Consider the following 25,591-nt stretch of genomic DNA (forward strand, 5'->3'; position numbering starts at 1 on the left):
TCTGATAAATATATATGAATGTTTTTTAAGGACATTACTGTAAGTTAGGAAACATAATAAAATCGTTATTTTAATAAAAAACGGGAAAATGAGGGGAGTAAAAGGAAAAGAACCCTTTATATAAAGGGTTTTTCTGGTGATTTAATCTATCAATTACATTCTTGGTAATATTCATCACATGAATCGTTATTATCGTTATTATCGTTACAGCATATACAAAATGTTTTTTGAACAAATAAACTAACTACACTAGTAGAACCTTCCTGCTTTGTAAGAGTAAGACTTTGAAAATCTTCAACTTGAAATATTTTTGTTTGAACAGGTTGTAATGTAGTAGTAATTGGTACGCTAGATCTTCTTGTTAGAATAGTTACTTGAACGGGTGCACTCATACTAACAACGAATAACTGAATTAATGTTTTGTTATGATTGTTTGTAAAATCCTCAAATACAGTTTGTGGAGCGGTGGTTTCAAGGAAAACTGACACAGGTATATTTCCATTTTCATTTTCTGCAGAACCAGCTATCGTATGAGTTTCAATAAAACAGTTATTTTTTTGATTGTTGGAATGTGATTGGTTTTTATAATATTTTTTACCATCTTTATAAAAGTAATCAGCCATGTGAATTTAAAGCTCCCTTCTTTTAAATATCTATATAGTCTATTTAATAAAGTGAAGTAGTGCTTGTACAACATAATAAAATCCGCTCTCGTAATTATCTAAAAATGTTATTTGGAAATTAAAGAGCGCCATTCAAGGCGCTCTCGGATAAACATTAATATTGAAAAAGAATACCACATTATATTTTATGCATGTTCTTAATAAATGTGTAGTTTTTTAGCAAAATCCTTATTTGAAAACAAGAAGCCCTAGAGTTAGGGTTCTAGGGCTTCTTATTTTGGTATTCTCACATGGTTTTTCAAAAAGAATAGAACATATTGAAGATAACATGTGAATGTTTCATAAATGTATCAAAAAAGTGAACAAAATTGCTAGTGGAGAAGAAGCAGAAATGAAGTTTCTAATACGTAAGTACGTGAAAGGTATTATTTCCAATGAATAAAATGCGCATGGGACACCTAATCATTATTTTATCGGGGGAAAAGGATATGTTATGAACTTGGTTGAATGAAAAAATGAAAATTTTACTTTTAGAGTGAAACTAAACAAAAACGCTATTTTATTAGAAAAGAAGAATGAAAATGAAGGTCCAGTTAATTCACGAACAAACATATAAAAGTCAGTATGATTTAGAAAATGCAGTAGAAAAATTCTACGATAGTCTCCCAGAAAAATTCGGAATGTTAGAGGACGAGGATATCAAGAAATTTGATCATATAAGCGGAGTATTTGAGGCGACGGCCGTAATGAAGAATGGTTTGAAATTGAAGGTAGAAATATTTTTTGCGGATTGATGCAGACGAAGATGAATCATGAGTTTGTAAAGCTTATCAAGTAGCTTAATAAAAACTTCATTTGAAAGGAAAGTGATCAAGGTGGAAGTTCAATATGATGCGCAGGGCCGAATGAAGTATCATCCCGATTACCATCCGAATCATAAGAAGCCGTATACAACGAAAGGATTAGCCTACATATATAAGTATTATGGATTCGGAAAGGTGAAGGAAATTGCTTTAGCATTAGGAAGAACGGAATTAATGATAAGGCAGCTAGTAAATACTCTCCGGAAGGAATGTTTGAAAAATATAAAACTATAGGTGAGTAATTACAATAAAAATTTCATTTTATAGAAATAAAAACCCTAGTTTCCTAGGGTAATGGTATAACAGCCAAATATATTTTATTCGTTTATATCGTAACTTAATATTACGTTAAATACATCAGGTAAATGAAACCAATTGTAGAAAATAAGAGTAGTTAACAAAAACTAACTGCTCATCTCCAAGGGGGAACAAGGAGAAAATCTAATGTCATATATAGTATTGACGTAATATTTAGTTTTATTCGTGAAGAATTACATTTAACTTAATGCATAACCAATGATTAAAGTTAGTGTTAAAAACACTGATAATAACAATGTTAGCAGAACTGTTACTATGCTTCTAAGCATTGTTATCCAATTACCTGCTTTAGAGAAGCCTTTAATACCAGCAAAAAAAGTTCCTATTGAAAAAATGAGCACAAAAAATAAAGGGTGAAAATAAACGATATTTATAAACGACGCATTCATTTCAGGTGTGCATATTTCAAGATATATAAGAAAAAAAGCAATGCAAATGAATGAAAAAATAAAAGACCATAGATTTATATTATGCTTCATAGGTTGCTCCTTTGTTATCAAAATATTTCTATTAAATTGTAATAGAAAATATAGGAAAAATATAGTGGTTATAAATTGGAATGAATTTTTAAACAAAATAAGCCTTTTGTTTAAAGAAAAACAAGCTACCACGTTACAATAATTAGAAATATTTTCTAAGGTATCCTTAAGAGGGTGGGAATAGAAAGAATATCTTCGAGAGGAAAGGAATTAATTTATATTAGGAAATTGGTTGGGTAAATTAAAATAATCTAAATGTATACAAAGATATAAACTTATTAATAGTCATGACAATGAAGATTTTAAAACTGGTAAGATGGGGATATTTAGTTATTGTAAATGTGAAAAGTGCTGGAATTGTTCTAAAGGAAGGAATATCTGAAATATAAATATAATTGAGGGGAGTGAAATAATAATGGAAACTAGTACTTTTTTAGGGCTGTTCTGGGGATGGATGACGGTTATCGTATCGGGAATACTTTTCGTCCGTCCATCTGTGCTACGTGACTTAAAAAAAATAGTGGTTGAAGACAGAGGATTTGGTATTATGTATGGTTTTCTATCGATTTTCCTAGGATTAGGTACTGTAATTGTACATAATGTATGGGTATTCAACTGGCAGGGATTCCTAACGGTTATTGCATGGCTTGCATTATTAAAGGGAATTTACATAATTGCATATCCTGAACCCTCCAAGAAAACAGACTTTGAAGTAAGGATACTATCAACACGTATAGTACTCGCTATCATTGGTGCTTTGGCTTTATGGATGCTTATAGTAATCTATATAAAATAATCTTTTTTTAATAAATAAAAGAGCCTGATATGAGAGAAAAGGCCTTTTCAAAAATTGCATATGAGGAAAATCTATGTCAATACTTAATACCAATAAATTAGAAATAATTCCAGGTATTAAGTATTGAGAAATAAAAAATATTTAACGCAACAAAGTGGTTAACTTTATGAGCTAACCCCTGTTCCACAAAAGAAAATTAGGCCCTACAAGTAATAGATGTGTAATTTAAAGTTACAGTTATAGTGTAAGCGAGATTGAAAATGTTATACGAAAGTAATTTTGTTTAAAAGTTTTATTTTGTCATAAATAAAAGAGCATTTAGCCCAGCCTAACTGCTCGATACAGAGGTAATAGTCTAGCTACATAGATATTATATGCTGAGTTATTGATTTTATTTGTGTAAAACACAAAAGAGCAGCTAACAAAACCTAGCCGCTCTAAACAGTGATGTGTCTCTAGATGTAGTTGTAGTATAAACAGAACATTGAGTTTTATTCATGGGGAGATAGAAATGGGCTTGAAAATAGAATATAGTCCGGCTAGAAAACTAGAGGACACCAATTTTTAGAACTGCGATAAAATTGTTTTAAGAAATGGTGGTCTCTTTATTTTGAAAGGGGATTTAGGAAATGAAGGTATTAGAATAGAAATGGTTAATAAACGCATAGATTGATAAAAAGTAAAGGGCAAATCCCTTATGAGAATAAGGAATATTATCATTTTTGTTACTATTTTCTTCTATCTTTATATATAATTAATTTGTATTATATATATAAATTAGGAGGGAATTTATGACTACAAATAAGGACTACATTCGTTATATCCGGGGAAAAGTAGGACATGATTTAATATTTCTTAATTTTGCTGGAGGTATTGTTTATAACGAACGAAATGAAATTCTTTTACAAAAACGGGGAGATAGAAATGAATGGGGTCTTCCAGGTGGTGCTATGGAACTTGGAGAATCTCTTGAAGAAACCGCTAAACGAGAAATATTTGAGGAGACAGGATTAAATGTTGAAGTTGAACATCTTATAGGTGTCTATTCTAAATATTCTGGTGAGTTTCCGAACGGAGATAAAGCTCAGACTATCACTCATTGTTTTCAATGTAAGCCAATTGGTGGAGAACTTACTGTAGATGGTATTGAGACTTTGGATTTAAAATACTTCCCAATAGACCAAATACCAAAATTATTCACAAAACTACACGAAGATGCCTTAGAAGATTGGCTTTCCAAAAGAAAAGGTGTATTTAGATAAAAAACTTTCAAATTAATTATCCATAATCTTTAACTAACAGGTGCTTTAATTGAGCAAGAAAATAAAAACCTTTAACTTCCGCTAAAGATAATTATGTTAATGATCTAGTGATGGCAGTTCTCGTAAGGACAAGAAGAGGAACGTATATAAATAGAGTTGTAGAAATAGAAAGAGTGGATTCCTTGTGAGAGAGTAGGGATCCACTTTTTTCTTGCCACTGATAAAGAGACACTATATCTGACTTACATAAATATCCTATTTATTCAAATTTGTCCTTTCTAATGGTACAATTAGATTCATAGAGGGATATTATGGTAAGTTTTTATGTAACACTGTTTCTTATATTTGGTACTGCGATATTTTTATTTTTCTTGTCTGGTTCATCAAAAATTAAGGCTAAAAATCTATCATTGATAATGATCTGTTTAGGGATAAATCTACTCACAAGTCCAATGGCTTTATTTATAGGTGTGATGGCAACAGACTCTCCATATAGCACTACGCTTGATTTTTTTGGAGGATGTCTCTTTATTCAGGGAATACCGCTCCTCCTCCTACTTGCAGCTTTTTTGAAGTTTGCAATAGCAAAGAAAACAAAACAAGTATAGTATAAACTCTATATTTCTTTTAATAATTTAAGGTTATATATTTTCTGCGTTAGCTGCTTTTAACCACGCTTCGTAGAATTCTGTAACTGATGCATACCGTTCTGCGCGATCTTTATTTACAGCACGATACGCTACCTCATATAATTCCTTACTTGCTTCCCATTTTATAAAGGAACGATCTTTTTCACCGCCTAAAAGTGAGAAAGCCATTGCTCCCATATTAAATACATTTGTTCTTTCATCAATTATAGCGTTTAGTTCAAATTCCTCTGGTGACATAAAACGGGAGGAACCCCATAGCCGGCCCATTTTATTTATGTAAGGTTTCTTACTGTATAAATCTATATCACAAATTTTTGTTTCGTTTGTATTAAAATTATATAAAATACTACCGTCATAAAAATCTATTGCTACATAGTTTTTCTTTTCTACATAAGTATGGAAAGAAAAAAGGGAATGTAAGGAATGAATTCGTTCTATAGCAGATAAATGTCTAAATTTATAAAATGGAGAGTTTGGATTTTTATATTTCTCAGGAGGTGGGAAACTCCAATGCGAATGAAGACATTCACCATCAAACCAATCGAAAATTAATACATATCCAGATTGGACTGGAAAATGATCAATTAGTCTTATGAGCGATTCATGCTTTAAATCTTCATAGATAGTAACTGAATTTTTTAGCCTTTTAATAGCGTGACCCGTTGTTCCTTCAAATGCAATTGTTTGTGCTCCTGCGTATTTGATAAATTTCTTATGCCCATCTTTTTCTACACCAAAACTTATATTACCTGAGTCTTGCTGGTCAAAAACTGCAAATACGGTTCCTAATTTAATAAGCCAATCAAAATTATGATATTCTTTTAATTGGAATGTTACGTTATTTAACTGAATTTCCACGGAATTATCTTTCATAGATTACCTCACATTTAATATAATTATGTTGTACATTCCACTATTCGACATATTTTATGGAAATCCTATGCTAATAATATAAAATTTTATAAATATAATGATAAACACTTATAAAGAGGTGAATACAATGGATCAACAAATTGTTATTAAAGCATATCAAAAAGACTGGGTTGAAGAGTATATAAAAGAAAAAGAGAAATTCTGTTCCTTGTTAGGACAAGAAATAATTGCTGTTGAACATATAGGAAGCACAGCAGTAGAAGGATTAGGAGCTAAACCTCTTATTGATATGATGATTGGCGTAACAGACATACAAATTACTGAAAACTGGATTGAAGTTCTATCGGAAATTGGATATGAATATGTTCCAAAAGATACAACCAATTGGCGTTTTTTTAGAAAGGGAAAATGGAGAGCGGGTACTCATCATTTGCATATTTATATTTATAATAGTGATGAGTGGAGAAACAATATTTTATTTCGTGACTTTCTAATAAGGCATGAATGGGCACGTAAAGAATATAGAGAATTAAAAGAGATGCTTGCTATTACATATGCTTTTGATCGTGTCTCATATACAAAGGCGAAAGCGCCGTTTATTCGAAAAATATTAGAATTGGCTAGAACTCAATGAATTTATAGATTCCTATCTAACTAGTTTTGAAACCTCTTCCTATACTTTTTATAGGGAGGGGATTTTTTTCATGTCAAAATATATAATTTCTAATTATTGGAGGCAAACTATTTTATTTATTTTGATATTTCTAGTACATTGGAAATATTAAGGGGGAATTAAGCAATGAAAGCTATTGTACATCAATATGAAAAAGGATTAGAGGGGTTAGAATATAAATTTCTACCTGAGATAAGTCCTAATGCAGGTGAAGTAAAAGTCAAGTTAAAAGCTGCAGGATTAAATCATAGGGATTTATTTATTATAAATAATAGAAAAGAAATGGATCTACCATTAGTAATAGGGTCAGATGGATCAGGAATTGTTACAGAAATAGGAGAAGGAGTTTCAAATATTACACTACATACAGAAGTTATTATTAATCCTAGTATTGGATGGGAACATGCTACTGAAGTACCGGAGTTACCGGAAGTGCTAGGTGGACCAAAAGATGGAACGTTTGCTGAATATGTAATTGTACCAGCTGAAAATGTAGTAGAAAAGCCGTCATATCTTACTTGGGAAGAATCAGGTGTTTTATCTTTATCCGCATTAACTGCATATAGAGCGCTTTTTACAAAGGGTAGATTGAAGTGCGGTGAACATGTTTTAATTCCGGGAATAGGAGGTGGTGTAGCTACATTTGCCATGTTATTCGCGAAAGCAATCGGCGCAAAAGTGAGTGTTACTTCAAGGGTAGAGAATAAAAGAGAACTTGCTGAAAAATATGGTGCAGATATTTCTTTTAATAGTACCGGAAATTGGGAAGAGAGCTTACAAGGTGAAAAAGTAGATTTAATAATAGATAGTATAGGCCCGGCAACTTTCTTGAAATATTTTGATGTATTAAAACCAAATGGAAGAATCGTGAATTTTGGTGCAAGCTCAGGAGATACAATTGAATTACCATTACGCGCATTATTTTATAATCAAATTGATATTATGGGAACATCCATGGGTAGCCGTGAGGAATTTAATGAGATGATAAAGTTTATTGAAAAATATCAAATTAAACCAATTATTGATAAGGTTTACTCGTTAGAAGAAGCAATTAGTGCACTAAGCCGTATGGAACATGGGGAACAATTCGGAAATATTGTACTTCAAATGAATTAAAAAATATGATTTTGCAATTAGTATATTTAAATGAATATGTTATGTATTTCAAACATGAAAAAAATACGAACCGCCTTATTATAAAGGCTTACCGGCTTTATACATAAATAGCGTATAAAATTTGTTTTATAATTGTCACATGAGTAATAGTAAAATGAGAATTAGATGAAAAAAGTTTAAGCCTATTTTCATAATGGTATTGTATACTGTGTAAATCAAGAACACTTGTATGTAAGGAGAGAGTTTAATGAATTACACAGTATTTCAGTGGTTTAATAATTTTGCTGATTCATCCAAACTATTAGATACGTTAATGATTGCTATTACAAATAGCGCTGCATACGTAGCCGTTCTATTTATGTTTATCTTATGGTTTAATAATGGAAAGAAAGAAAAGGCAATTAGAAAACAATATACAGTTTTATATACGACGCTTTCGGTTATTATTGCATTATTAGTAAATGTTCTTATACACGCGGTATATTACCATCCGCGTCCGTTCGTATCACATGATGTACATCAATTAGTACCACATGCAGCAGATTCATCATTCGTTAGTGATCATTCTGTACTTGTATTTTCAATCGCCTTCGTATTTATTCTTAGAGGAGAAAAACTGAAATATATCGCGCTATTATGGGCAGTACTAGTCGGTATATCACGTATGTACGTAGGTGTTCATTATCCTTTAGATATACTTGGTGCAGCATTCTTAACACTTATTACGAGTGCTTTAGTAATGCAAAGTACACGTATGTTTGAACCAATAGCGAAACTTGTATTCAAAATGTATGCATTAGTAGCGAGACGAATTCCTTTCTTAGCGAAATATAACCATATCGCATAATTTTCCTATAAAAAGTTCCCCTTTGGACATCCAGAGGGGAATTTTTTTATAGGAAATACGAAAAGAGTTTAGAGTGCTCTGTAATCAAGTTGTACTAATTAATATTCTGAAATTTCACGCACCGTATTTTAAATATATAAAATAATAACACAAAATAACAATAGTCAGTTTCGCATTGTTTTAAAGGAATTAAAAAGAAAACTTCGAAACATATAGTATTGCAAACAAAAACTACAAATTTAAAAACGGATCTTCGTACGAATCCATTCCAAAAGAGAGGAGATAAGTATGCAAAAACTCCAAACGAATAAAGGCGCTCGATATATGATGATTGCTTTTATTGTTTTGTTTCTTATTATGATTTTGCGTATATTCTACATTCAGGCAGTAGGAGTCGTGCATAATGTGAATGTAAAGGATCTCGCGAATGAACAACATAATAAAAAAGGTGTTTTAGAAGCGAATCGTGGCACTATCTATGATCAAACCGGAAAGGTGTTAGTACAAGATTCTACAACGTATCGAGTTGTTGTGAATTTAAAAGGAAAAGATAAAGTGAAAAATAAAGATGAAACCGCACAACAATTAGCCGATGCGCTTGGAATTGATAAAGAAGAAGTATTAAAAAACTTTCATGAAGGGCGTACACAAGTTGAAATTGGAAAAATTGGTCGGAATTTATCTAGGGAAACGAAAGAAAAAATTAATAATTTAAAAATACCAGGTGTATCTTTTATGTCGGAAAAAGCAAGAGTGTATCCGAATGAAGACTTTGCATCCTATATACTTGGTTTTGCTAGACCAGATGATAAAGGGAATACGGAAGGGAAGTTTGGGCTTGAAAAGAGTTTGGATAAATATTTGCGCTCTACAAACGGAAATATAGAATATGTGGGTACACGAAGGGGAATTCCGCTTACAAATGATATAGGTAAAGTAGAACCAGCTAAAAATGGGAATAACGTATATTTAACGCTTGATAAACAAATTAATAGTTTTTTAGAAGAAGCGATGAACAAAGCGCAAGAACATTATGATCCTTCTATGTTAATTGGCATTATTGCTGATCCAAAAACAGGAAAGGTTTTAGCGATGTCTAGTAAACCTAGTTACAATCCTAATGTAGGTGATATCGAATACTTTTTAAATGACCCGATTGCAAATGCATATGAACCAGGTTCAACAATGAAAGTTTTTACATTAGCAGCTGCCATTAATGAAGGTGTATATAACGGAAAAGAATATTTTCAATCTGGAAAATATTCCATTGGTTCATCTGATATAAAAGACCATAATGGTGGATTTGGATGGGGATCAATTACATTTGATGAAGGATTTGAAAGGTCATCAAACGTAGCTTTTTCTATTTTAGAAGATCAGTTACTGAAACCAAATAAATTTAAGCAATATATGAATAAATTTGGATTCAATCAAAAAACAGGGATAGATTTACCTGGAGAAAGGAAAAATACTTTATTATTAAATACACAAATTCAACAGGTTACAACTTCTTTCGGTCAAGGTTCTACAGTAACTCCGATTCAATTAATCCAAGCGGCTACTGCTATAGCAAATGACGGGAAAATGATGCAACCATATATCGTTGATAAAGTTGTAAATCCAACAAACAAAGAAGTTATTATGGAAAATCAACCGAAAGAAATTGGGAATCCGATAAAAAAAGAAACAGCGGACAAGGTTAGAAGCTTAATGGAGCGTGTTATAACATCTTCAAAAGGAACTGGTACAATGTATAAAGTGGATGGTTATCCAATTGGAGGTAAGACAGGAACAGCACAAATCCCGAATCCTGAAAATGGCCGATATATGGAAGGGAAAGAGAATTACATTTTCTCCTTTTTAGGAATGGCTCCAATTGACGATCCGGAGTTAATCGTATACTTAGCTATTAAGCAGCCAAAGTTAAAAGGAGATGAGTATGGAGCTCAGCCTCTTGCTGAAATATTTAAACCTGTTATAAAAAACAGCCTTGAATATTTAAAGGTGAAACCGTATACAGAAAAACAAATAGCTGATGCAGCGAAACAATCTCAATTAAAAGTACAAAATTATGTAAATCAATCGATGGATACAATAGAGAAAAGTGTAGAAAAAGAGAAGCTACAGCCGGTAATTTTAGGAGAAGGAAAAATAATAAAACAATATCCACAGTCTGGCGAGGTAATAAGTGAAGGTGATCGGATATTTTTATTAGGGAATAACGCACAAATGCCAAATGTAAAAGGGTGGTCCATGCGTGATGTTATGTATTTCTCTAAACTTTTGAAATTAGATTTGAAAACTTCTGGTACGGGTTATGTAACGAGTCAAAGTATTGAAAAAGGACAAGATTTAAAAGAAGGAGATACACTAGAACTAGAATTAGAACCGCCGTTACAACCGTTAACAGAGGCGAATACGAATTAATCCAGGCATTTGGAAGGAGCTATATGCAAATAGCTCTTTCTTTAGAGTTGCGAGTAATTTCACGCACCGTAATTTTTAGAAAAAATAATAAATAAAAGAACTAACAGTGACACGTTGTTAAATATCTGATTATTGTTTATTTACAGTTAAATTTATATGTGATAATATGGAAAAAATAAATGCAGTGAAGAGAAGAGTAAATAAAATGAATTTTTCACAGAGAGCTCCATGTAGCTGAAAAGGAGTAAAAATTCTTTATTGAACCAAGCCTCTGAGCAGCACATCGGAACCTATTATTAGGGGATGGTGTGACGGGAGCTCCCGTTATAGAGCTATGGTATAAGCATGAATTAGAATGCAGTACCTGATAAGGTTAGTATGGTGACATATTAACAAACTAGGGTGGCACCGCGATGATAAATCTCGTCCCTAAGATTAAAAGTCTTGGGGGTGGGATTTTTTTATTGTTGTAAAACAATTTTGAAAGCGGGGGCCAAAAATGAAAAATTTTCTTAAAGATTGGAAATATCCTTTATTACTACTGTCCGGTGTTGGTATTGCGAATTTAGGGGCATGGATTTACTTAATAGCACTGAATGTACTTGTCTATCATATGGGTGGCTTAGCCTTAGCTGTCGCTACTTTATATGTAATAAAACCATTAGCCACTTTATTTACAAACGCTTGGTCTGGGAGTATGATTGATCGTTTAAATAAACGGAAATTAATGATTCACCTCGATATATATCGTGCGTTATTTATCGCTATTTTACCTTTACTTCCGTCACTTTGGATTGTTTATGTATTCGTATTCTTTATAAGTATGGCCAGTGCAATTTATGAGCCAACTGCTATGACGTATATGACGAAATTAATTCCAGTAGAGCAAAGACAACGTTTCAACTCATTACGTACTTTAATAGGATCTGGTGCATCATTAATTGGACCAGCAGTAGCGGGGGGATTATTAATTGCAGGTACACCAGAGTTTGCTATATATATGAATGCTATAGCATTTCTCTTATCAGGATTCATTACATTACTTTTACCTAATCTTGATAAGAAAGAAGCTTCGGATACAACAAGTAATACATTATCTCTTACAGTATTAAAAAAAGATTGGAACACTGTTATAAATTTTAGTAGAAAACATGTGTATGTCGTATGTGTGTATTTCTTATTTCAAAGTATGTTCGTATTAGCAACTGCTACTGATTCACTTGAACTATCGTTTGCGAAAGAGGTATTACTACTAACAGATAGTGAATATGGTTTTCTAGTTAGTATAGCTGGTGCAGGATTTATTTTAGGTGCCATAACAAATACAATTTTGTCAAAGAAATTAGCACATTCATTTCTAATTGGAATAGGATCATTATTCATCGCAATTGGTTATTTAATTTATGCTTTTTCAAATATATTTTTAATAGCTGCTATTGGATTCTTTATTTTATCTTTCTCTATGGCATATGCAAATACAGGATTTTATACGTTTTACCAAAATAACGTTCCCGTTCATATAATGGGACGGATCGGAAGTATATATGGACTTGTTATTGCGTTAGTAACAATCTTTATTACAATATTATCTGGTGTTGCGACTCAGTTCATTTCTATACAACTTGTAGTTATTGTAGGCTCATTGATCATGTTATTTATTACTATCGTCTTGTGTGTGTTTACTTTATTCCCATCACAATCTAAGTTGTATTCTACTGAATCAATAAAGTGAAACTTTAATCAGGGGGCATCCCCCACTGATTATCAGCCCTCACCAATCGGGCTTTTACGGGCAGCAGGGTCCCCACTTAACTTCTTTGCTTTCGCTGAATTTTGAGATGAGGGTCCTACTGCCCACAAATAGCGGAATACATTCGAAATGAACTTTGTGTTCTCATTAACAATTTATCGTATTTAATAAGGGGAAAGAACAATACCGAAAGATAAGGGTGGTTGTTGTGATAAAAACAAAAGATGAAATTAATAAAATTGTAAAAGAAATACAAAAGAAAATAGATTTCTCTGGGGTAGTTTTAGTAAAAAAAGAAAAAGACATAATCTATGAAAAAGCAATGGGTTACGCAAACAAAAGTGAATGTATAAACAATACGATACAAACAAGATTCGGCATTGCCTCAGGATGTAAAATTTTTACTGCAATTGGAATCTGTCAACTTGTTGAAAAAGGTGTTATTTCTTTTCATACAAAATTAAAGGATTGTCTAGAGATAAAACTTCCAAACTTCGATGAAGATATTACAATACATCAACTACTAACGCATAGCTCTGGTATACCAGATTATTTTGATGAAAGTATTATGGATAACTTCGAGGATCTTTGGAAACAAACACCTATGTATCTATTAAAGAGCTTAAAAGACTTTTTACCATTATTCCAAAACAGTAATATGATGTTTGCACCTGGGAGTAAGTTTCACTACAACAACGCAGGTTTTATCATACTTGGATTAATAATAGAAGAACAGACGGGACTTAAATTTACGGAGTATATAGAAACAAACATTTTTAATTCGATTGGCATGAATGATTCTGGCTATTTTTCGTTAGATAAATTACCAAGACATACAGCTCTAGGGTATATAAAGGACGAAACCAACCAAAATTGGAGAACAAACGCTTACGCTATACCAATAAAAGGAGGGGCTGATGGAGGTGCATATGTTACTGCACCAGACATGTTGAAATTTTGGGCGGCACTATTTAATAATGAAATTTTAGGAAAGGAATATACAAAGTTACTTTTAACTCCCCACATTCATGTAAATGATAAACAGTCTTACGGATATGGAATATGGATTGAAACACGAGAAAACAAGGTATTTAAATATCATGTAATGGGATATGATCCAGGCGTCAGTTTTCGCTCGGCCATATATCCAGAATTAGGAATCACTTTAGTTATTCCATCGAATAAAGGGGCAGGACCTGAAAAATTAATGACAGAAATAGAAAGAGCTTTTTAATTATATGGATATAAAAGAAGAGATACGAAAATAATTTAAACGGGTTTATGATTGTTTCTGTTCTGAAAAATTTTTTAGTTAACGAGGACCCCTTTATTTATTAAATAAGGGGTTTTTGTAATTCTGCACAATTACATATGTTTATATGGATTTTTAAATTAAAAAACATTACTATATAATTGTAAATTTAAATTATTAATTCATATGAAAGGATGTGTTAACAATTTGTATATGATCAACGGTAGTTTGTTTATTATTTTAGGGGTTATTTGTTATTTAATTGTACGTGGAATATTAATTGGTACAAAAAATAAAAAACATATGATTTGGTGGAAAGAAATAATAAGTTTTTTATTCGTGGTCTACATTTGTATGGTTGTTGCAGTAACTTTATTCCCTTTACCAATCGGTTTTCCTTCTAATATTGAAAATCTGAATCGCTCGGTCAATATAATTCCATTTACATCAATTATTAAAGACATCAATCAAATTGGTAGTGCTTATGATGGGGATGCCCTATTTATGATTGGTCTAATTGTAAGAAATGTAGGCGGGAATATTTTATTATTAATGCCTTTAGGATTTTTAGCACCAATTTTATGGGATAAATATAAAAAGTTCAAAAATACTATTTTATTGGGATTTACTATATCAGTTAGTATTGAATTGCTACAATTAATTCAGTCTTTATTTAGTGGAGTGGGACGTATTACTGATATTGATGATGTGATCTGTAATGTTATAGGTTCTATTATTGGATATTCTATTTATAATATCTTTTTAAAAGCCATTAATAAATTTAACATTCGAGTGTTGGGTAAAACTAATTCTAAAGGTGTGGAATTAGTTGATAAATAGGAGTTTAAACGAGTTATTAAAGGCGTACGAGTAAAAAGTACGTCTTTTTATTTTTATAAATAATGCTTAAGGCTGATGAGAAATCACATTTTCCATCTTACACTTGAAAGTAGCTATCGTATTTCAAGTATGGAATGAAAAGAGGAGAATATAATTTTTAAAGATAAACAAGTTTATAGGAGGATTCTAAATGGATATTTTACTTGTTGTTCTTATTATTGTTTTGATGCAAAGTAAAGAACGAAAAGTGAAAATAAACCGTATTTGGCTCATTCCGGCTTTGTTGTGCTTTGTAACAATCCAGTCCATTATTCATATGGGACAAATAACTTTGCTGCAAGGACTACTGTTTGTTGTAATGCTTGGAATCGGCTTAGGTCTTGGAATTATACGAGGAAGAGCTTTAACATTTCGAGTAGATAGTGAAACAGGTCATGTACTACGAAAAGGAAATTGGGTAAGTACAATAATCCTTCTTGTTATTTTAGGAGCAAAAATTATAATTAAACAAAGTATGTTTTCTGGTAGTACGTATCAGACATTAATGGTTGTAACAAACGCCTTTTTATGTATTACATTAGGCACCGTGATTAGTAGACGTTATTATATTTGGAAAAAATATAATGAATTAACACAAAAAGCGTAAATACATTCATCCCTTGTTTAACATTGCTAAGAACGGTAATACTAATTAACATTGAACTTTTACAACAAGGGATGATAATATGATATACATTTACACAGACTTCGGCGGTACTCATACAACTTCACTTGCTGCAGCGTATCATTTAAATAAATTACCAACGGATCGTAAGTTAACGAAAGAAGAAATTTTGAATGTAGATTACTTTAATAAATTGAAAACAGAAGATATGGGAAAAATTATTTTTCATGGAATTGATGAACATGGTCATCCTGTATATACGATTGGATGTGGCGCATCAAAAGTTGTTGTACCTGCGATGAAGCATTTAGGAGAAATCTTGCAAAAACATTATCAAAGTCATGAAAAAATTATTTTTTCTAATACATCACCAACTGTACCTTTACCAATGACTTTTGGTGGTCTGTTTTCTAGAAGGTTCCATATCGATTTTATTGGCGTACCGTTACTCGTATGGGGAGCAAAAATTTGCTGTGATAATATACAAAGGCTTGTTAGTTATACAAAAGAAGCTGGAAGATTAACGAATGATTATGTTGTAATTTTAGATAATGAAACTTTTAAATAGTATATGATAAGAAGAAAATCGAGCAAATTCCTTGATTTTCTTTTTTATTTGTGAAATAGACAAGAAATAGTCACATTTAATATACATCTACTATAGCCAAAACAATAAAGTCCTGTTACTATTACAGGGATATTCTCTTTTTATAACATAAATATATAGAAAAATTAGAAAAGAGGAATTGAATTAAGGGAGGAACAACATGAAGCGTGTTGCTTGGATTACTGATAGTACAACTGCGAATTTAAAAACAGAAGGAGATAACTTTGTTATCCCAATCGAAGTTATTATTGATGGAATGTCGTACAAAGATTGTGAAGAAGGTGTACGTGAACGTGTTTATAATGCGTTAAACGAAGGTAAAACAGTCACTACTTCACAACCTAATATTGGGGAAATGGTAGAGTTATTTACGAAATGCAAAGAAGAATATGAAGAAGGATTTGCAGTTGCTATTAGCGGAAAAGTAAGTGGAACCTATCAAAATATGAAGCTAGCTGCAGAAATGGCAGGTTTTCCATTAACGGTATTAGACAGTGAAACAACAAGTTATCCAATGGATGAACTAATTAGAAAAGCGAAATCGTTATACAATGATGGTATGACTTTACAAGATATACACAAAACATTAGTAGATGAAAAAAGAAGACCTTTCCACGTATTCCCGAAAAGTTTAAAAGGCCTTTATGCAAGTGGTCGTGTAAAGGGCATTCAATTTTTACTTGGAAGTTTATTAAGTGTTAACTTAATATTAGAAGTAAAAGGTGGAGAGCTTTTACTTGAAAAGAAAGTTCGTAAAATCCAAAAATGTCGAGAATATATTAAAAATGAACTTGAAAAAGAATTACCAAAAGTACTTCACATGTTCCATGCTAATGATAAAGATGGAGCCGAGGAATGGATTGCAGATATTAGACAAGCATTCCCTGAATTGGATTTCAAATTATATCCATTACCAATTTCATTTGCGGTTCATGCAGGTGAAGGTACAATAGCAATTAGTTATTAAAGTAAAACCCGTGAATTATTCACGGGTTTTTTATTTAATTAAAACAAAATGGGATCTCGACATATCTCCATCGAACTTAGTAATATTGCATTTTTAAACCATTGCTCAGCTAACCCTATGCAAATTTACAATTTTTAATGTCAATACTTCAAACTTGACATACTTATTGAGAAAGAGTGAGAATGAAAATATAACACTTATCCGATACATTCAGGGGTTATTAGTATTGGATTTATTTTTAAGGGGGATGTTTAATGAAACCAGAAATAATTATCAGAAATTTCTTTAAAGAAGTGCGTTCAGGGAGTAATCCGGATTTTTCAAATCGATATATGGCAGATAAAGTATTGGCACATCAAGTTATATCTGAAGAGGAACAAACAGTATATAGATCGCCAAAAGATTACGCTGAGCATGTAAGAGAGATGGTTGAAGTATATGGGAATTTCTCTTTAGAAATTCAAGAATTATTAGTACAAGATAGTAAAGTATATGTACGCTGGAAACAAGTAGGTACACACATAGGAGAAATAGATGGGTATGAACCTACAGGTCTCCCTATAATTCAAATAGCAAGTGCAGTGTATAGAATAGAAAACGGGAAAATTTCAGAGTATTGGATTCAAATTGATAGATCAGGAATTCAAAATCAATTAGAATACAATAAAAATATTCAATAAATTATCTTTAAGAATAATAGGAAAAAGCATAAAAACAAGATTTTTAAAACGATTATTTCTGTTACATAAAGGATACAAATCAATGTACTTTTTTACTGAAAGATTCATTCAAATTAATAAAAAGAGAGCATGTTTTAATAAATCTTTTAAAATATGCTCTCTTTTATTGTTTCTATGTGTACTTACATCAGTTTGATGTAACATTATTATGCAGTAACAAGAAATATAGGCATCTGTTTATGAACCAAAAAAATAGTGACAATGGTTCATATGGTTTAAATTCGGTATACGCTAGTTAATAATGAAAATAATAGAATCAATTTGTAATGTGTATTTCGTTTTGCACTGTAAATCATTCATATTGAGTAATAGAATTGTAGAAATATATAATAGAATATTCGCACTAATATTTATATAGCTACAATCTATTTACATATAAGGTTATTAGGATTATATTGAAGATGAAAGAGAAAACAATAGATGGAAGGGGATGTTTTTTATGTTTAAAAAAGCAGCACTAGGGATTTCATCGTTAGCAATCACAGCGTTCGTCGGGTTAGGAATGGCAACAGAAGCTTCAGCTGGACCAGCAGCACCACTTACTTCACTAAACGTCGTACAAATAGAGTCTGAGCTAGGCGGGGTAGAAACAATTAATCAGAACAGCTTCAGCACAACGCGTAACCACGGGGGAAAATACTTATATATTACAACGAAAGAAATGGGCTATGGCCAAAACCCATTTGCTAAAATGAATGGTTCTAATGTAAAAAGTATTGATTCCACTATAATTGGCGGAAGACCAATCGTTGGCTGGTATTATAAATGGGATGCTTCTGGACACCAACAAGGAACGTTTGAGTACCAAAAGACATCTATAAATTCACCATTTAATACAATGCGTACATCAATTTATATCCAATAATTTTGAAAGCGTTCGCACATATAGAATAGTAAAAAAGGTACTTCTAGGAGTACCTTTTTTTGATTTGAATCACGTTCATCTATATTTACAATCCTGATTTCACAGCAAAAATACTTACCATAAAACAAAATCCTTAAACGTCTATAAAATTAATATGAACGCGTAGTACAAGTCCGCTACAGTTAAAGTACGTAACTTTACATATTTCAACTCAATGAAGCAGGAAGAAACTGTAGTACTTACGCCGCAGTTTTTAATTTATCCATGAACTCATAGTTTAATTTTAAGTTTTTTAGATATATAGACATAACCGTACTACCTGCTACTCTTTTTTAAAATTCAAGATTAAAAAGAGTAGCTAAACTTAAATAAGCTTAGCTTGATGGATATGTGGCGGAACTCTAAAATTAATTACATCTTTTTCATAATATAAACAATTTTATATAGGGAGATGAAAGGATTTTTTAAAATAATAAAGAAGTATGTATAAACAAATATATAAATGGTAGTGATTAGGATGAAAATCAGTAAGTTTGCAGAAGTAAATAATGTAAGTGTAGATACGATTAGACATTATATGGATCTCGGACTCGTTATTCCTGAGAAAAAAGGAAGTCACTATTTTTTTGACGAGTATTGTCAAAAGGATATAGAACTTATATTAGAGTACAAATGGATAGGGTTTAGCTTGAATGAAATTAAAGAACTGTTTCTTTATAAAAATTTAGGGAAATCCTTAGACTATGAAAAGGATATTTTTTATCAATCTTTATTTAAAGTAAAATATGAAAAGATTGAACAAGAGATAAAAACCTTAAAGGAACGAAAAGATAAATTAAAGAAAACGTTAAATAATTTATCTATAGAAACTGAAATTTCGAGTTCAATTTTAGGGGTAGATTTAAAAGTACTTCATTTATTTAAATGTGTTAAGTGTAACGGAAATTTAATTCTTGAAGATGGCATTATTAATAAAAATCAAATTGTTGAGGGGAAATTAATTTGTAATTGTGGTGAAGAATACGCGATTACTTCCGGAGTTTTAACAGCTGGAAAATTATTTGAGGTGTATAAGAGGAAATCACTTGAAGATTCTATTTCAGATTATATCCATGAAACGGATACTGCTTTTTTGGAAAATGTTCAAAGAGGAGGAGAATGGGCGAAAAAGAAACTAATGCAATTAGATTTAAATGAAAAAATACTACTTGATTTAGGGTCTGGTATTGGGTTCTTTTTACGAAATATTTATGAAGAACTACCGGAAGAGTGTTTATATATTGCTGTTGATCGAGATTTGAATAAACTTTTACTTTTAAAAGATGTAATTGAGAGAAGAAATTTGAAAAGAAATATTGTATTTATCTGTGCTGACTTTCTAAACATTCCTATTCAGAATTATTCTGCTGATATTGTAATTGATCAATCAGGTACAAGTAATTATAGTTTTGAACATGAGGAGTTTTTATTACGCGAATTAAATTACCTTTTTAAACCTAATTGTTATTTATTAAGTTCATTTATTTTATTTAATAAATTCAGCATAAATAGCCAAATTGCACCTAGACTCCGAGAGAATTTTACATCTGCAAAAGTAACGAAAGAAATCCAAAATTTACTGTTTCAATCGATTGATGAAAGTACTTCAAATTATTTGATACGAGGGGGAAGGTACGAGGATTTCTTTGTTCAAGGAGAAGAAATTTATACATATTCATTTTTCGGAAAAAGATGGGGTTAACCCCATCTTTTATTTATTTCCCCTTAAAACTTTTCAAATAGTACATATTGCTATTGGGTTGACCCAAGAACTTACAATGTACGTAACACAAAGTTAGGTAGGGGGAAAAGTGATGGGAAGTTTACGATTACATATAGAAAATAAAAAAAGAAACCAAGAACTAAGAAATATGTGTCTCTATTCATTCGGGAAAACAGTATCAATATTTGGTAGCTCTATTTATAGTTTTGCATTAGGATTATATGTTTTACATATAACCGGATCAGCATTAAATTTTGCCATTACGCTTATTTTAGGAACTATTCCGATGATTGTTATGAATCCATTTGCTGGTGTAATTGCAGATAAAGTTGATAAAAAGAAATTGGTCATTTGTATGGATTTACTAAGTGGAAGCTTATTAATTACTGTTTATATATTTAGCAGTAATTATGGATTAGACTTATTCACCATTTATGCTACTACCTTTCTTATAACGGTATTTACAACATTTTTTGGAATAGGATTGGAAGCTGCAAAACCAAATATCGTCTCCAAAGAGAGGCTAATGAGTATTAACTCTATAAGTAAAATTATCGATTCTATATCTTTAATTCTAGGTCCTATGTTAGGTGGTATTGTTTTTGCAGTCTTTGATATTAAAATTTTTATAATTATAAACGGTATTTCATTTATCCTTTCGGCTATTTCCATATTATTTATTAACTTTAAATTGTTTGAGCAAAACATAAATGAGGAATGTTCAATTAGAAAAATTAATTTTATTGAAGATATAAAGGAGGGATACTCTTACTTAATGGAGCGGAAAAGCTTAAAAAATACGTTCAGTATTTTAATTTCACTTAATTTCTTCTTAGGGTTTGCTGTAACTGTTCCATTGCCATACATTATTAATACAGTTCTCGATCTTGGTTCTAAACAATTTGGTATGATTCAAGGGACTTTTCCAGTAGGCATGATAATTGGTGCGATTTTAGTAAAAAAGATAACCGATCGTTTTTCTTACGCTTATCTTTTGAAAAAGTTAAGCTTTATGTTGGCGGTTTTTATGATTATTTCAGGAATTCCAGTTTTATTCAAAAGTTTTGAGGTAAATGATTTTGTATACGTTATTACCTATTGTGTTGTTATGTTCTTTTTAGGACTAATTATAGTGCTTATTGATATACCTATAGCTTATTTCATGCAAAAAGAGATTCCTGATGAATATAGAGGGAGGGTTCTCAGCATTGGATTAAGTATAAGTAAAATGATGCTTCCTATAGCAATGGCGCTATCCGGTCTATTATTAAATTATATTCCAGCCTACATGATTACAATTGTAGGGGGAATCTTATATTTAATAGTAATTAAAGTTTCATCGAATTGTTTCATATTAGAAGTTCACTCGAAAGATTATAGCGCTTAGTAGATCTTAGATTATTTATAGAATGGATACTACTACATTTTTCAAGTTAAGAAATGCAAATACTATAAAACGAAAAAATGGGCTGATTTCCCATGAACAATTTTGAAAAGATTACATATTCGTTTTGGAGAATACTTTAAAATTGTAGGTTGAGGGGATGAATATCGTTCCGAAATACAATAATAAAATTTAACTTTGTTGATTGACCTTCCCCTTACAGGAAGCAGTATATTTAAAATAATTAAATACAGGAGGTGAGTATTATGCTTTCAATTGGAGAGTTTTCAAAAATATCTCGTCTTACAATGAAGACGCTGCGCTATTATGATGAAATTGGGCTTTTAAAACCAGCTTTCATAGACGTTAAGAATGGCTATCGCTACTATGATATTTTCCAATTAGAAATAGCCTTATTGATTACACGATTAAAAACTTATTTATTTTCGCTGGAAGAAATTAAGGATATTTTAGAAGATCGGGAGAATACTGAATTGCTTAACTCTAAAATGAAAGGCAAACAAGAAAATCTAACACAGCAGATAACATATTATTCTTCTTTATTAAAAAAATTAAAGCTTGATATTCAACAATTAAATGAAGAGGAAAGTATCATAGGTTACTTAAATCGTATTGAGATTAATCTTGTAAATCACTTAACCTATAATATATTATCTCAGCGAAAACAAATTAATACCGCTGATTTCCTAACACACTTTAATGAGTTGTTTAGTAAAATTTTATTTGAAAATTTATTACCTAGTGCAAAACCACTTGCTATATTCCATAGTTCAGAATATGTACCTGAAAATTATGATGTTGAAATTGCGATTCCCCTTGCAGAAGCCACAAATAAAACAAAAGTGTTTAATCCCGGTCTTTGCGCAATGGCTACGCTTATTGGTTCTTACGAAGAATTACCTTTTATTCATACAAAGCTACATGTTTGGATTGAAGAAAATAATTATAAACTGAATGGAGCTCCGTTTGAAGTTTATAAAACGAATCCTTATAGCACACAGGAGGAGAATAATAGCATAGAAGTTTATTTTCCTATAAAATGAATAAAGGAAGGAGCGTATCACAATGTATGGTATAAACCGGCCAACAATAAAAGAAAAAATATTAATTTTAGTTACTGAGATTATTTATCTAATCATTGCGTATTACTTACTTTTCATTACTTATTTCAAACCAGGCATTTCAATAGGGCTGTTTATAGCTTTGATTATCACCGCTTTACGATTAACGGCTATGATGTTTATATGGTTGCCTAGAGGGATTTCATGGCAAGAAGCCATTATGAACAGTATTGCTTTTGGAATTTATTATTTAGGTTTTCCAATCTTAATGATTACTAGTAATCAGGATCCTAATTTAATATTACTTACAATAGGTTGGATATTGTTTTTAGGAGGAAGTATGTTAAACACAGTTTCAGAGCTACTTAGAAAATCCTTTAAAGACAATCCTGTAAATCAAGGTAAGCTATATACAGGTGGTTTATTTAAATATGCGATTCATATTAATTATCTGGGGGATTGCCTTTGGGTGTTAGGTTTAGCATTTATCGCTAGCAATATTTATAGTTTATTTATACCTCTAGGCCTGTTCTTTGTATTCGTTTTTGAATATATTCCAAAATCTGATGGTTACTTACAGAAAAAGTATGGAGAACAATTTACAGTCTATAAACAGAAAACAAAAAAATTAATACCGTTTATTTGGTAAATCAGTTTCATAAATTATAAAAAGCGCAGGATCAGCATCCTGCGCTTTTCTATCGTAATTCAGCGGTTTTTCTAATGACAATCTTATCAATATCATCTTCTTCATCACCAATAAATAATCCGCGTTCTTTTAAATATGCTTCAAAATATAAATCTGCTTCAGCGCGTTCGTCATATGGCTTTACAGAGAGAACGAAACCTAATTTGTTTTGTTCTTCTAAGTGAGAAGTGGAGATGTAAGCCGGTACATTATGGCGTAAAAAGAGTTCTTTAACTGGAATAATCATATCTTTCATTAATTTCGTTAGCATACCCATTTCAAACTCGAAATTAAAGCGATCTATACTAGATAAATCAGCGAATACTACACCGATAAAACCTGTATTAAATACTTCTTGATATTCTACATCTTCATCATGGCCGCCATAAAAATTCTTTTCGATTAAATAATTTACAAAATAAGCAATGCCATCACTTTGTTCAAATGGTTTCGTTGAAAGAACAAAACCAATTTTCTTTTGTTTATGTAAATACACACATGACATGTATGCTGAAATGTTATGTTCTTTAAGTAAAGCACTTGTTGCTCCAGAGAGACCATCTAGTACGTGATGAACAATTTGAAGTTTTTTACGAGCGAAATAATAGGATTTCTTTTGTAACTCCAATGTATCAATAAAGACAGAGCCGATAAAGCCTGTATTTGAAATAATAGGTGCTTGCTTTTTTCTTCCTCTGCGCTTTAATGGAGCCATTGTTAAAATCATCCCTTCATGTACGTTTAAAATAAAAAAAGAACGTTTGTTCGTATATTTATATTTTACTATTAAAACGCTATAAAGTAAAGGGTTTTTGATGAAAATATAACAAAAAAGACACCTTATAAAAGGTGCCTTAAACGCTGTAAGGGATAGGGTTTACCCTAACTATTTATATTATGATACAGAAACAATCTCTTCTGTATCTTCTACATCTAAATGACAGTCCATAGTACGAACATCTTGATCTTCATGACTTCCGAAATAAATAGTAATTTTCATATGTATCGCTCCTTTATTCTAGGAATACCTAAAATAATTACTAGTAATGTTAATATTTATTATATACCACTTTTTTCATTCCGACAACGTTATATCATTTTTAATTATTTTAAACTATAGAGCACAATTTAAAGAGGTACTTTTTATAGAAAATGGTAAATTTCTAATATGTTATATTTAATATAGAAAAATTCGAGTGTTACTTTTTATGAAAAGGAGAACTATTGATGAATTATAAACAACTACTACTAGATAACTTTGCATTTAAAACTTCATATGTTGCACAATTTGTGCCCGGAATGAGTATAAAAAAAACGAAAGATTATATTGCTGTTGATTGTGGATTACCTGCCGATACATTTAATATCATCACTCTACTAAACAATAATTTAACGGAAGGGATCGAGAAATTATATAAAGAGGTAGAATACTATTATCAAAGAAATTTTCCAATGAGTGTTTGGTTATGGGATGAGGAGCAAGAGCGGGATATAAAAAGTGAGTTAATTAAAATCGGTTTAAAAGAAGTGGAACAGAATATTGCGATGGTAGCAGACTTAAAAACAATTTCCCCAACAATAAACATGCCAGTAAGTTTTACTATTCAACAAGCATCTTCACCTGGACAAATAAATAAATTTGGAGAAACGTTAGCTAATCTATTCGGCACATCAGAAGAAGGTATACATGTACAAGCATTCTATAATCGAATTTCTAATCTTGATATATGTAACAGTGAGAATATGAAATTATTTTTAGGGTTATATGAAGGTGAAGTCGTAACTGTTGGTTCATTGATATGTTCAAAAGATAGTATTGGTATTTATGACATAGCAACGAAAGAAGGAATGAGAGGACGAGGGTTCGGATCTGCTATGTTCAATTTCCTGCTGCAAGAAGCACATAAATTTAAAAATACGTATTGTGTATTACAAGCTTCACCCGATGGAATCAATATTTATAAAAAATCGGGATTTCAAGCTATCGGCAAAATGACTGTATTGGAAAATCGACATTTAATTGAGTAAATCATTCAAGTTAAATCGTCTTTATATAGGAGCTT

24 protein-coding genes, 2 pseudogenes and 1 other annotated feature are annotated in these 25,591 nt (G+C 31.2%); of the genes and pseudogenes, 22 read left to right on the forward strand and 4 right to left on the reverse strand.

Annotation, left to right across the window (positions count from 1 at the left end; genetic code table 11):
* Positions 1 to 149 precede the first annotated feature (149 nt).
* On the reverse strand, positions 150 to 623 hold the full coding sequence (locus tag N2V79_RS12820; protein ID WP_242806323.1) for an exosporium protein D: 474 nt from the start codon (positions 621 to 623) through the stop codon (positions 150 to 152).
* 581 nt (positions 624 to 1,204) lie between these two features.
* Here N2V79_RS12820 and N2V79_RS12825 point away from each other — a divergent pair.
* Both N2V79_RS12825 and N2V79_RS12830 read left to right on the forward strand, forming a co-directional pair.
* A pseudogene (locus tag N2V79_RS12825) lies at positions 1,205 to 1,439 on the forward strand (hypothetical protein).
* A 59-nt stretch (positions 1,440 to 1,498) separates the two neighbouring features.
* Positions 1,499 to 1,728, forward strand: a pseudogene (locus N2V79_RS12830) (DNA-entry nuclease).
* Positions 1,729 to 1,983: 255 nt separating this feature from the next.
* On the opposite strand, the gene N2V79_RS12835 reads toward N2V79_RS12830, so the two are convergent.
* Entirely contained in the window at positions 1,984 to 2,283 is a 300-nt protein-coding gene (locus N2V79_RS12835) for a hypothetical protein (protein ID WP_053564331.1), read from the reverse strand.
* Positions 2,284 to 2,698: 415 nt separating this feature from the next.
* Between N2V79_RS12835 and N2V79_RS12840 the strand changes: the two genes are divergently transcribed.
* The 3 genes from N2V79_RS12840 (at position 2,699) to N2V79_RS12850 (ending at position 4,949) form a co-directional block, all read left to right on the forward strand.
* Complete coding sequence (locus tag N2V79_RS12840) at positions 2,699 to 3,079, forward strand: hypothetical protein (protein ID WP_340719929.1); 381 nt, start codon at positions 2,699 to 2,701, stop codon at positions 3,077 to 3,079.
* Positions 3,080 to 3,870: 791 nt separating this feature from the next.
* The gene (locus N2V79_RS12845) at positions 3,871 to 4,341 is read left to right on the forward strand and encodes an NUDIX hydrolase (protein ID WP_000210489.1); all 471 of its coding nucleotides are present in this window, start codon (positions 3,871 to 3,873) and stop codon (positions 4,339 to 4,341) included.
* 311 nt (positions 4,342 to 4,652) lie between these two features.
* Complete coding sequence (locus N2V79_RS12850; RefSeq protein ID WP_000253417.1) at positions 4,653 to 4,949, forward strand: hypothetical protein; 297 nt, start codon at positions 4,653 to 4,655, stop codon at positions 4,947 to 4,949.
* 33 nt (positions 4,950 to 4,982) lie between these two features.
* Here the strand turns inward: N2V79_RS12850 and N2V79_RS12855 are convergent, their stop codons facing one another.
* A complete protein-coding gene (locus tag N2V79_RS12855) occupies positions 4,983 to 5,864 on the reverse strand; it encodes a protein kinase domain-containing protein (RefSeq protein WP_088021928.1) in 882 nt (293 codons plus the stop codon).
* A 127-nt stretch (positions 5,865 to 5,991) separates the two neighbouring features.
* On the opposite strand from N2V79_RS12855, the gene N2V79_RS12860 reads away from it, so the two are divergent.
* The 16 genes from N2V79_RS12860 to N2V79_RS12935 all read left to right on the forward strand — a co-directional run bounded on the left by N2V79_RS12860 (position 5,992) and on the right by N2V79_RS12935 (position 23,489).
* Positions 5,992 to 6,498 carry a GrpB family protein gene (locus N2V79_RS12860; RefSeq protein WP_340719930.1) on the forward strand — a complete coding sequence of 169 codons (507 nt, stop codon included), beginning with the start codon at positions 5,992 to 5,994 and terminating at the stop codon, positions 6,496 to 6,498.
* A gap of 165 nt (positions 6,499 to 6,663) precedes the next feature.
* Complete coding sequence (locus tag N2V79_RS12865; RefSeq protein WP_053564327.1) at positions 6,664 to 7,653, forward strand: zinc-binding dehydrogenase; 990 nt, start codon at positions 6,664 to 6,666, stop codon at positions 7,651 to 7,653.
* A 247-nt stretch (positions 7,654 to 7,900) separates the two neighbouring features.
* A complete protein-coding gene (locus tag N2V79_RS12870; RefSeq protein WP_001110124.1) occupies positions 7,901 to 8,500 on the forward strand; it encodes an undecaprenyl-diphosphatase in 600 nt (199 codons plus the stop codon).
* A gap of 288 nt (positions 8,501 to 8,788) precedes the next feature.
* Positions 8,789 to 10,927, forward strand: coding sequence for a penicillin-binding protein (locus tag N2V79_RS12875; protein ID WP_340719931.1), 2,139 nt, complete (start codon positions 8,789 to 8,791; stop codon positions 10,925 to 10,927).
* A 175-nt stretch (positions 10,928 to 11,102) separates the two neighbouring features.
* Positions 11,103 to 11,361 (forward strand) — a binding site (T-box leader).
* 65 nt (positions 11,362 to 11,426) lie between these two features.
* The gene (locus N2V79_RS12880) at positions 11,427 to 12,659 is read left to right on the forward strand and encodes an MFS transporter (protein ID WP_053564325.1); all 1,233 of its coding nucleotides are present in this window, start codon (positions 11,427 to 11,429) and stop codon (positions 12,657 to 12,659) included.
* Between the two features lie 226 nt (positions 12,660 to 12,885).
* Positions 12,886 to 13,911, forward strand: a complete 1,026-nt coding sequence (locus tag N2V79_RS12885; RefSeq protein ID WP_053564324.1) for a serine hydrolase domain-containing protein — start codon at positions 12,886 to 12,888, stop codon at positions 13,909 to 13,911.
* Between the two features lie 225 nt (positions 13,912 to 14,136).
* Positions 14,137 to 14,769 carry a VanZ family protein gene (locus tag N2V79_RS12890; RefSeq protein WP_071732183.1) on the forward strand — a complete coding sequence of 211 codons (633 nt, stop codon included), beginning with the start codon at positions 14,137 to 14,139 and terminating at the stop codon, positions 14,767 to 14,769.
* A gap of 190 nt (positions 14,770 to 14,959) precedes the next feature.
* Positions 14,960 to 15,415, forward strand: a complete 456-nt coding sequence (locus N2V79_RS12895; protein ID WP_071732182.1) for a DUF1453 family protein — start codon at positions 14,960 to 14,962, stop codon at positions 15,413 to 15,415.
* A gap of 79 nt (positions 15,416 to 15,494) precedes the next feature.
* Positions 15,495 to 16,001, forward strand: a complete 507-nt coding sequence (locus N2V79_RS12900) for a DUF3189 family protein (protein ID WP_000639421.1) — start codon at positions 15,495 to 15,497, stop codon at positions 15,999 to 16,001.
* Positions 16,002 to 16,200: 199 nt separating this feature from the next.
* Entirely contained in the window at positions 16,201 to 17,007 is an 807-nt protein-coding gene (locus N2V79_RS12905) for a DegV family protein (RefSeq protein WP_340719932.1), read from the forward strand.
* 254 nt (positions 17,008 to 17,261) lie between these two features.
* Positions 17,262 to 17,687: an ester cyclase gene (locus N2V79_RS12910; protein WP_053564321.1), complete on the forward strand. Its 426-nt coding sequence runs from the start codon at positions 17,262 to 17,264 to the stop codon at positions 17,685 to 17,687.
* A gap of 499 nt (positions 17,688 to 18,186) precedes the next feature.
* Entirely contained in the window at positions 18,187 to 18,612 is a 426-nt protein-coding gene (locus tag N2V79_RS12915) for a DUF4879 domain-containing protein (RefSeq protein WP_340719933.1), read from the forward strand.
* 517 nt (positions 18,613 to 19,129) lie between these two features.
* Positions 19,130 to 20,353, forward strand: coding sequence for a MerR family transcriptional regulator (locus N2V79_RS12920; protein ID WP_340719934.1), 1,224 nt, complete (start codon positions 19,130 to 19,132; stop codon positions 20,351 to 20,353).
* A 112-nt stretch (positions 20,354 to 20,465) separates the two neighbouring features.
* The gene (locus tag N2V79_RS12925; protein ID WP_000535174.1) at positions 20,466 to 21,761 is read left to right on the forward strand and encodes an MFS transporter; all 1,296 of its coding nucleotides are present in this window, start codon (positions 20,466 to 20,468) and stop codon (positions 21,759 to 21,761) included.
* Positions 21,762 to 22,024: 263 nt separating this feature from the next.
* On the forward strand, positions 22,025 to 22,822 hold the full coding sequence (locus N2V79_RS12930) for a MerR family transcriptional regulator (RefSeq protein WP_197242510.1): 798 nt from the start codon (positions 22,025 to 22,027) through the stop codon (positions 22,820 to 22,822).
* Between the two features lie 22 nt (positions 22,823 to 22,844).
* Positions 22,845 to 23,489, forward strand: a complete 645-nt coding sequence (locus tag N2V79_RS12935) for a methyltransferase family protein (protein ID WP_000274258.1) — start codon at positions 22,845 to 22,847, stop codon at positions 23,487 to 23,489.
* A 49-nt stretch (positions 23,490 to 23,538) separates the two neighbouring features.
* On the opposite strand, the gene N2V79_RS12940 is transcribed toward N2V79_RS12935, so the two are convergent.
* Positions 23,539 to 24,243 (reverse strand): hypothetical protein, encoded by a 705-nt coding sequence (locus N2V79_RS12940; protein WP_197242512.1) that lies wholly within the window; start codon positions 24,241 to 24,243, stop codon positions 23,539 to 23,541.
* Positions 24,244 to 24,755: 512 nt separating this feature from the next.
* Between N2V79_RS12940 and N2V79_RS12945 the strand changes: the two genes are divergently transcribed.
* Positions 24,756 to 25,556: a GNAT family N-acetyltransferase gene (locus N2V79_RS12945; RefSeq protein WP_142238947.1), complete on the forward strand. Its 801-nt coding sequence runs from the start codon at positions 24,756 to 24,758 to the stop codon at positions 25,554 to 25,556.
* The last annotated feature ends 35 nt before the right edge of the window (positions 25,557 to 25,591 follow it).

The organism is Bacillus sp. CH_70, from assembly GCF_038007045.1.
Lineage (GTDB): Bacteria > Bacillota > Bacilli > Bacillales > Bacillaceae_G > Bacillus_A > Bacillus_A cereus.

What these genes read in the sequence shown, in the direction of transcription:
- N2V79_RS12820 (WP_242806323.1), bottom strand. Translation starts at nt 623, where the DNA reads ATGGCTGATTACTTTTATAAAGATGGTAAAAAATATTATAAAAACCAA.
- N2V79_RS12835 (WP_053564331.1), bottom strand. Translation starts at nt 2,283, where the DNA reads ATGAAGCATAATATAAATCTATGGTCTTTTATTTTTTCATTCATTTGC.
- N2V79_RS12840 (WP_340719929.1), top strand. Translation starts at nt 2,699, where the DNA reads ATGGAAACTAGTACTTTTTTAGGGCTGTTCTGGGGATGGATGACGGTT.
- N2V79_RS12845 (WP_000210489.1), top strand. Translation starts at nt 3,871, where the DNA reads ATGACTACAAATAAGGACTACATTCGTTATATCCGGGGAAAAGTAGGA.
- N2V79_RS12850 (WP_000253417.1), top strand. Translation starts at nt 4,653, where the DNA reads ATGGTAAGTTTTTATGTAACACTGTTTCTTATATTTGGTACTGCGATA.
- N2V79_RS12855 (WP_088021928.1), bottom strand. Translation starts at nt 5,864, where the DNA reads ATGAAAGATAATTCCGTGGAAATTCAGTTAAATAACGTAACATTCCAA.
- N2V79_RS12860 (WP_340719930.1), top strand. Translation starts at nt 5,992, where the DNA reads ATGGATCAACAAATTGTTATTAAAGCATATCAAAAAGACTGGGTTGAA.
- N2V79_RS12865 (WP_053564327.1), top strand. Translation starts at nt 6,664, where the DNA reads ATGAAAGCTATTGTACATCAATATGAAAAAGGATTAGAGGGGTTAGAA.
- N2V79_RS12870 (WP_001110124.1), top strand. Translation starts at nt 7,901, where the DNA reads ATGAATTACACAGTATTTCAGTGGTTTAATAATTTTGCTGATTCATCC.
- N2V79_RS12875 (WP_340719931.1), top strand. Translation starts at nt 8,789, where the DNA reads ATGCAAAAACTCCAAACGAATAAAGGCGCTCGATATATGATGATTGCT.
- N2V79_RS12880 (WP_053564325.1), top strand. Translation starts at nt 11,427, where the DNA reads ATGAAAAATTTTCTTAAAGATTGGAAATATCCTTTATTACTACTGTCC.
- N2V79_RS12895 (WP_071732182.1), top strand. Translation starts at nt 14,960, where the DNA reads ATGGATATTTTACTTGTTGTTCTTATTATTGTTTTGATGCAAAGTAAA.
- N2V79_RS12900 (WP_000639421.1), top strand. Translation starts at nt 15,495, where the DNA reads ATGATATACATTTACACAGACTTCGGCGGTACTCATACAACTTCACTT.
- N2V79_RS12905 (WP_340719932.1), top strand. Translation starts at nt 16,201, where the DNA reads ATGAAGCGTGTTGCTTGGATTACTGATAGTACAACTGCGAATTTAAAA.
- N2V79_RS12910 (WP_053564321.1), top strand. Translation starts at nt 17,262, where the DNA reads ATGAAACCAGAAATAATTATCAGAAATTTCTTTAAAGAAGTGCGTTCA.
- N2V79_RS12915 (WP_340719933.1), top strand. Translation starts at nt 18,187, where the DNA reads ATGTTTAAAAAAGCAGCACTAGGGATTTCATCGTTAGCAATCACAGCG.
- N2V79_RS12920 (WP_340719934.1), top strand. Translation starts at nt 19,130, where the DNA reads ATGAAAATCAGTAAGTTTGCAGAAGTAAATAATGTAAGTGTAGATACG.
- N2V79_RS12925 (WP_000535174.1), top strand. Translation starts at nt 20,466, where the DNA reads ATGGGAAGTTTACGATTACATATAGAAAATAAAAAAAGAAACCAAGAA.
- N2V79_RS12930 (WP_197242510.1), top strand. Translation starts at nt 22,025, where the DNA reads ATGCTTTCAATTGGAGAGTTTTCAAAAATATCTCGTCTTACAATGAAG.
- N2V79_RS12935 (WP_000274258.1), top strand. Translation starts at nt 22,845, where the DNA reads ATGTATGGTATAAACCGGCCAACAATAAAAGAAAAAATATTAATTTTA.
- N2V79_RS12940 (WP_197242512.1), bottom strand. Translation starts at nt 24,243, where the DNA reads ATGGCTCCATTAAAGCGCAGAGGAAGAAAAAAGCAAGCACCTATTATT.
- N2V79_RS12945 (WP_142238947.1), top strand. Translation starts at nt 24,756, where the DNA reads ATGAATTATAAACAACTACTACTAGATAACTTTGCATTTAAAACTTCA.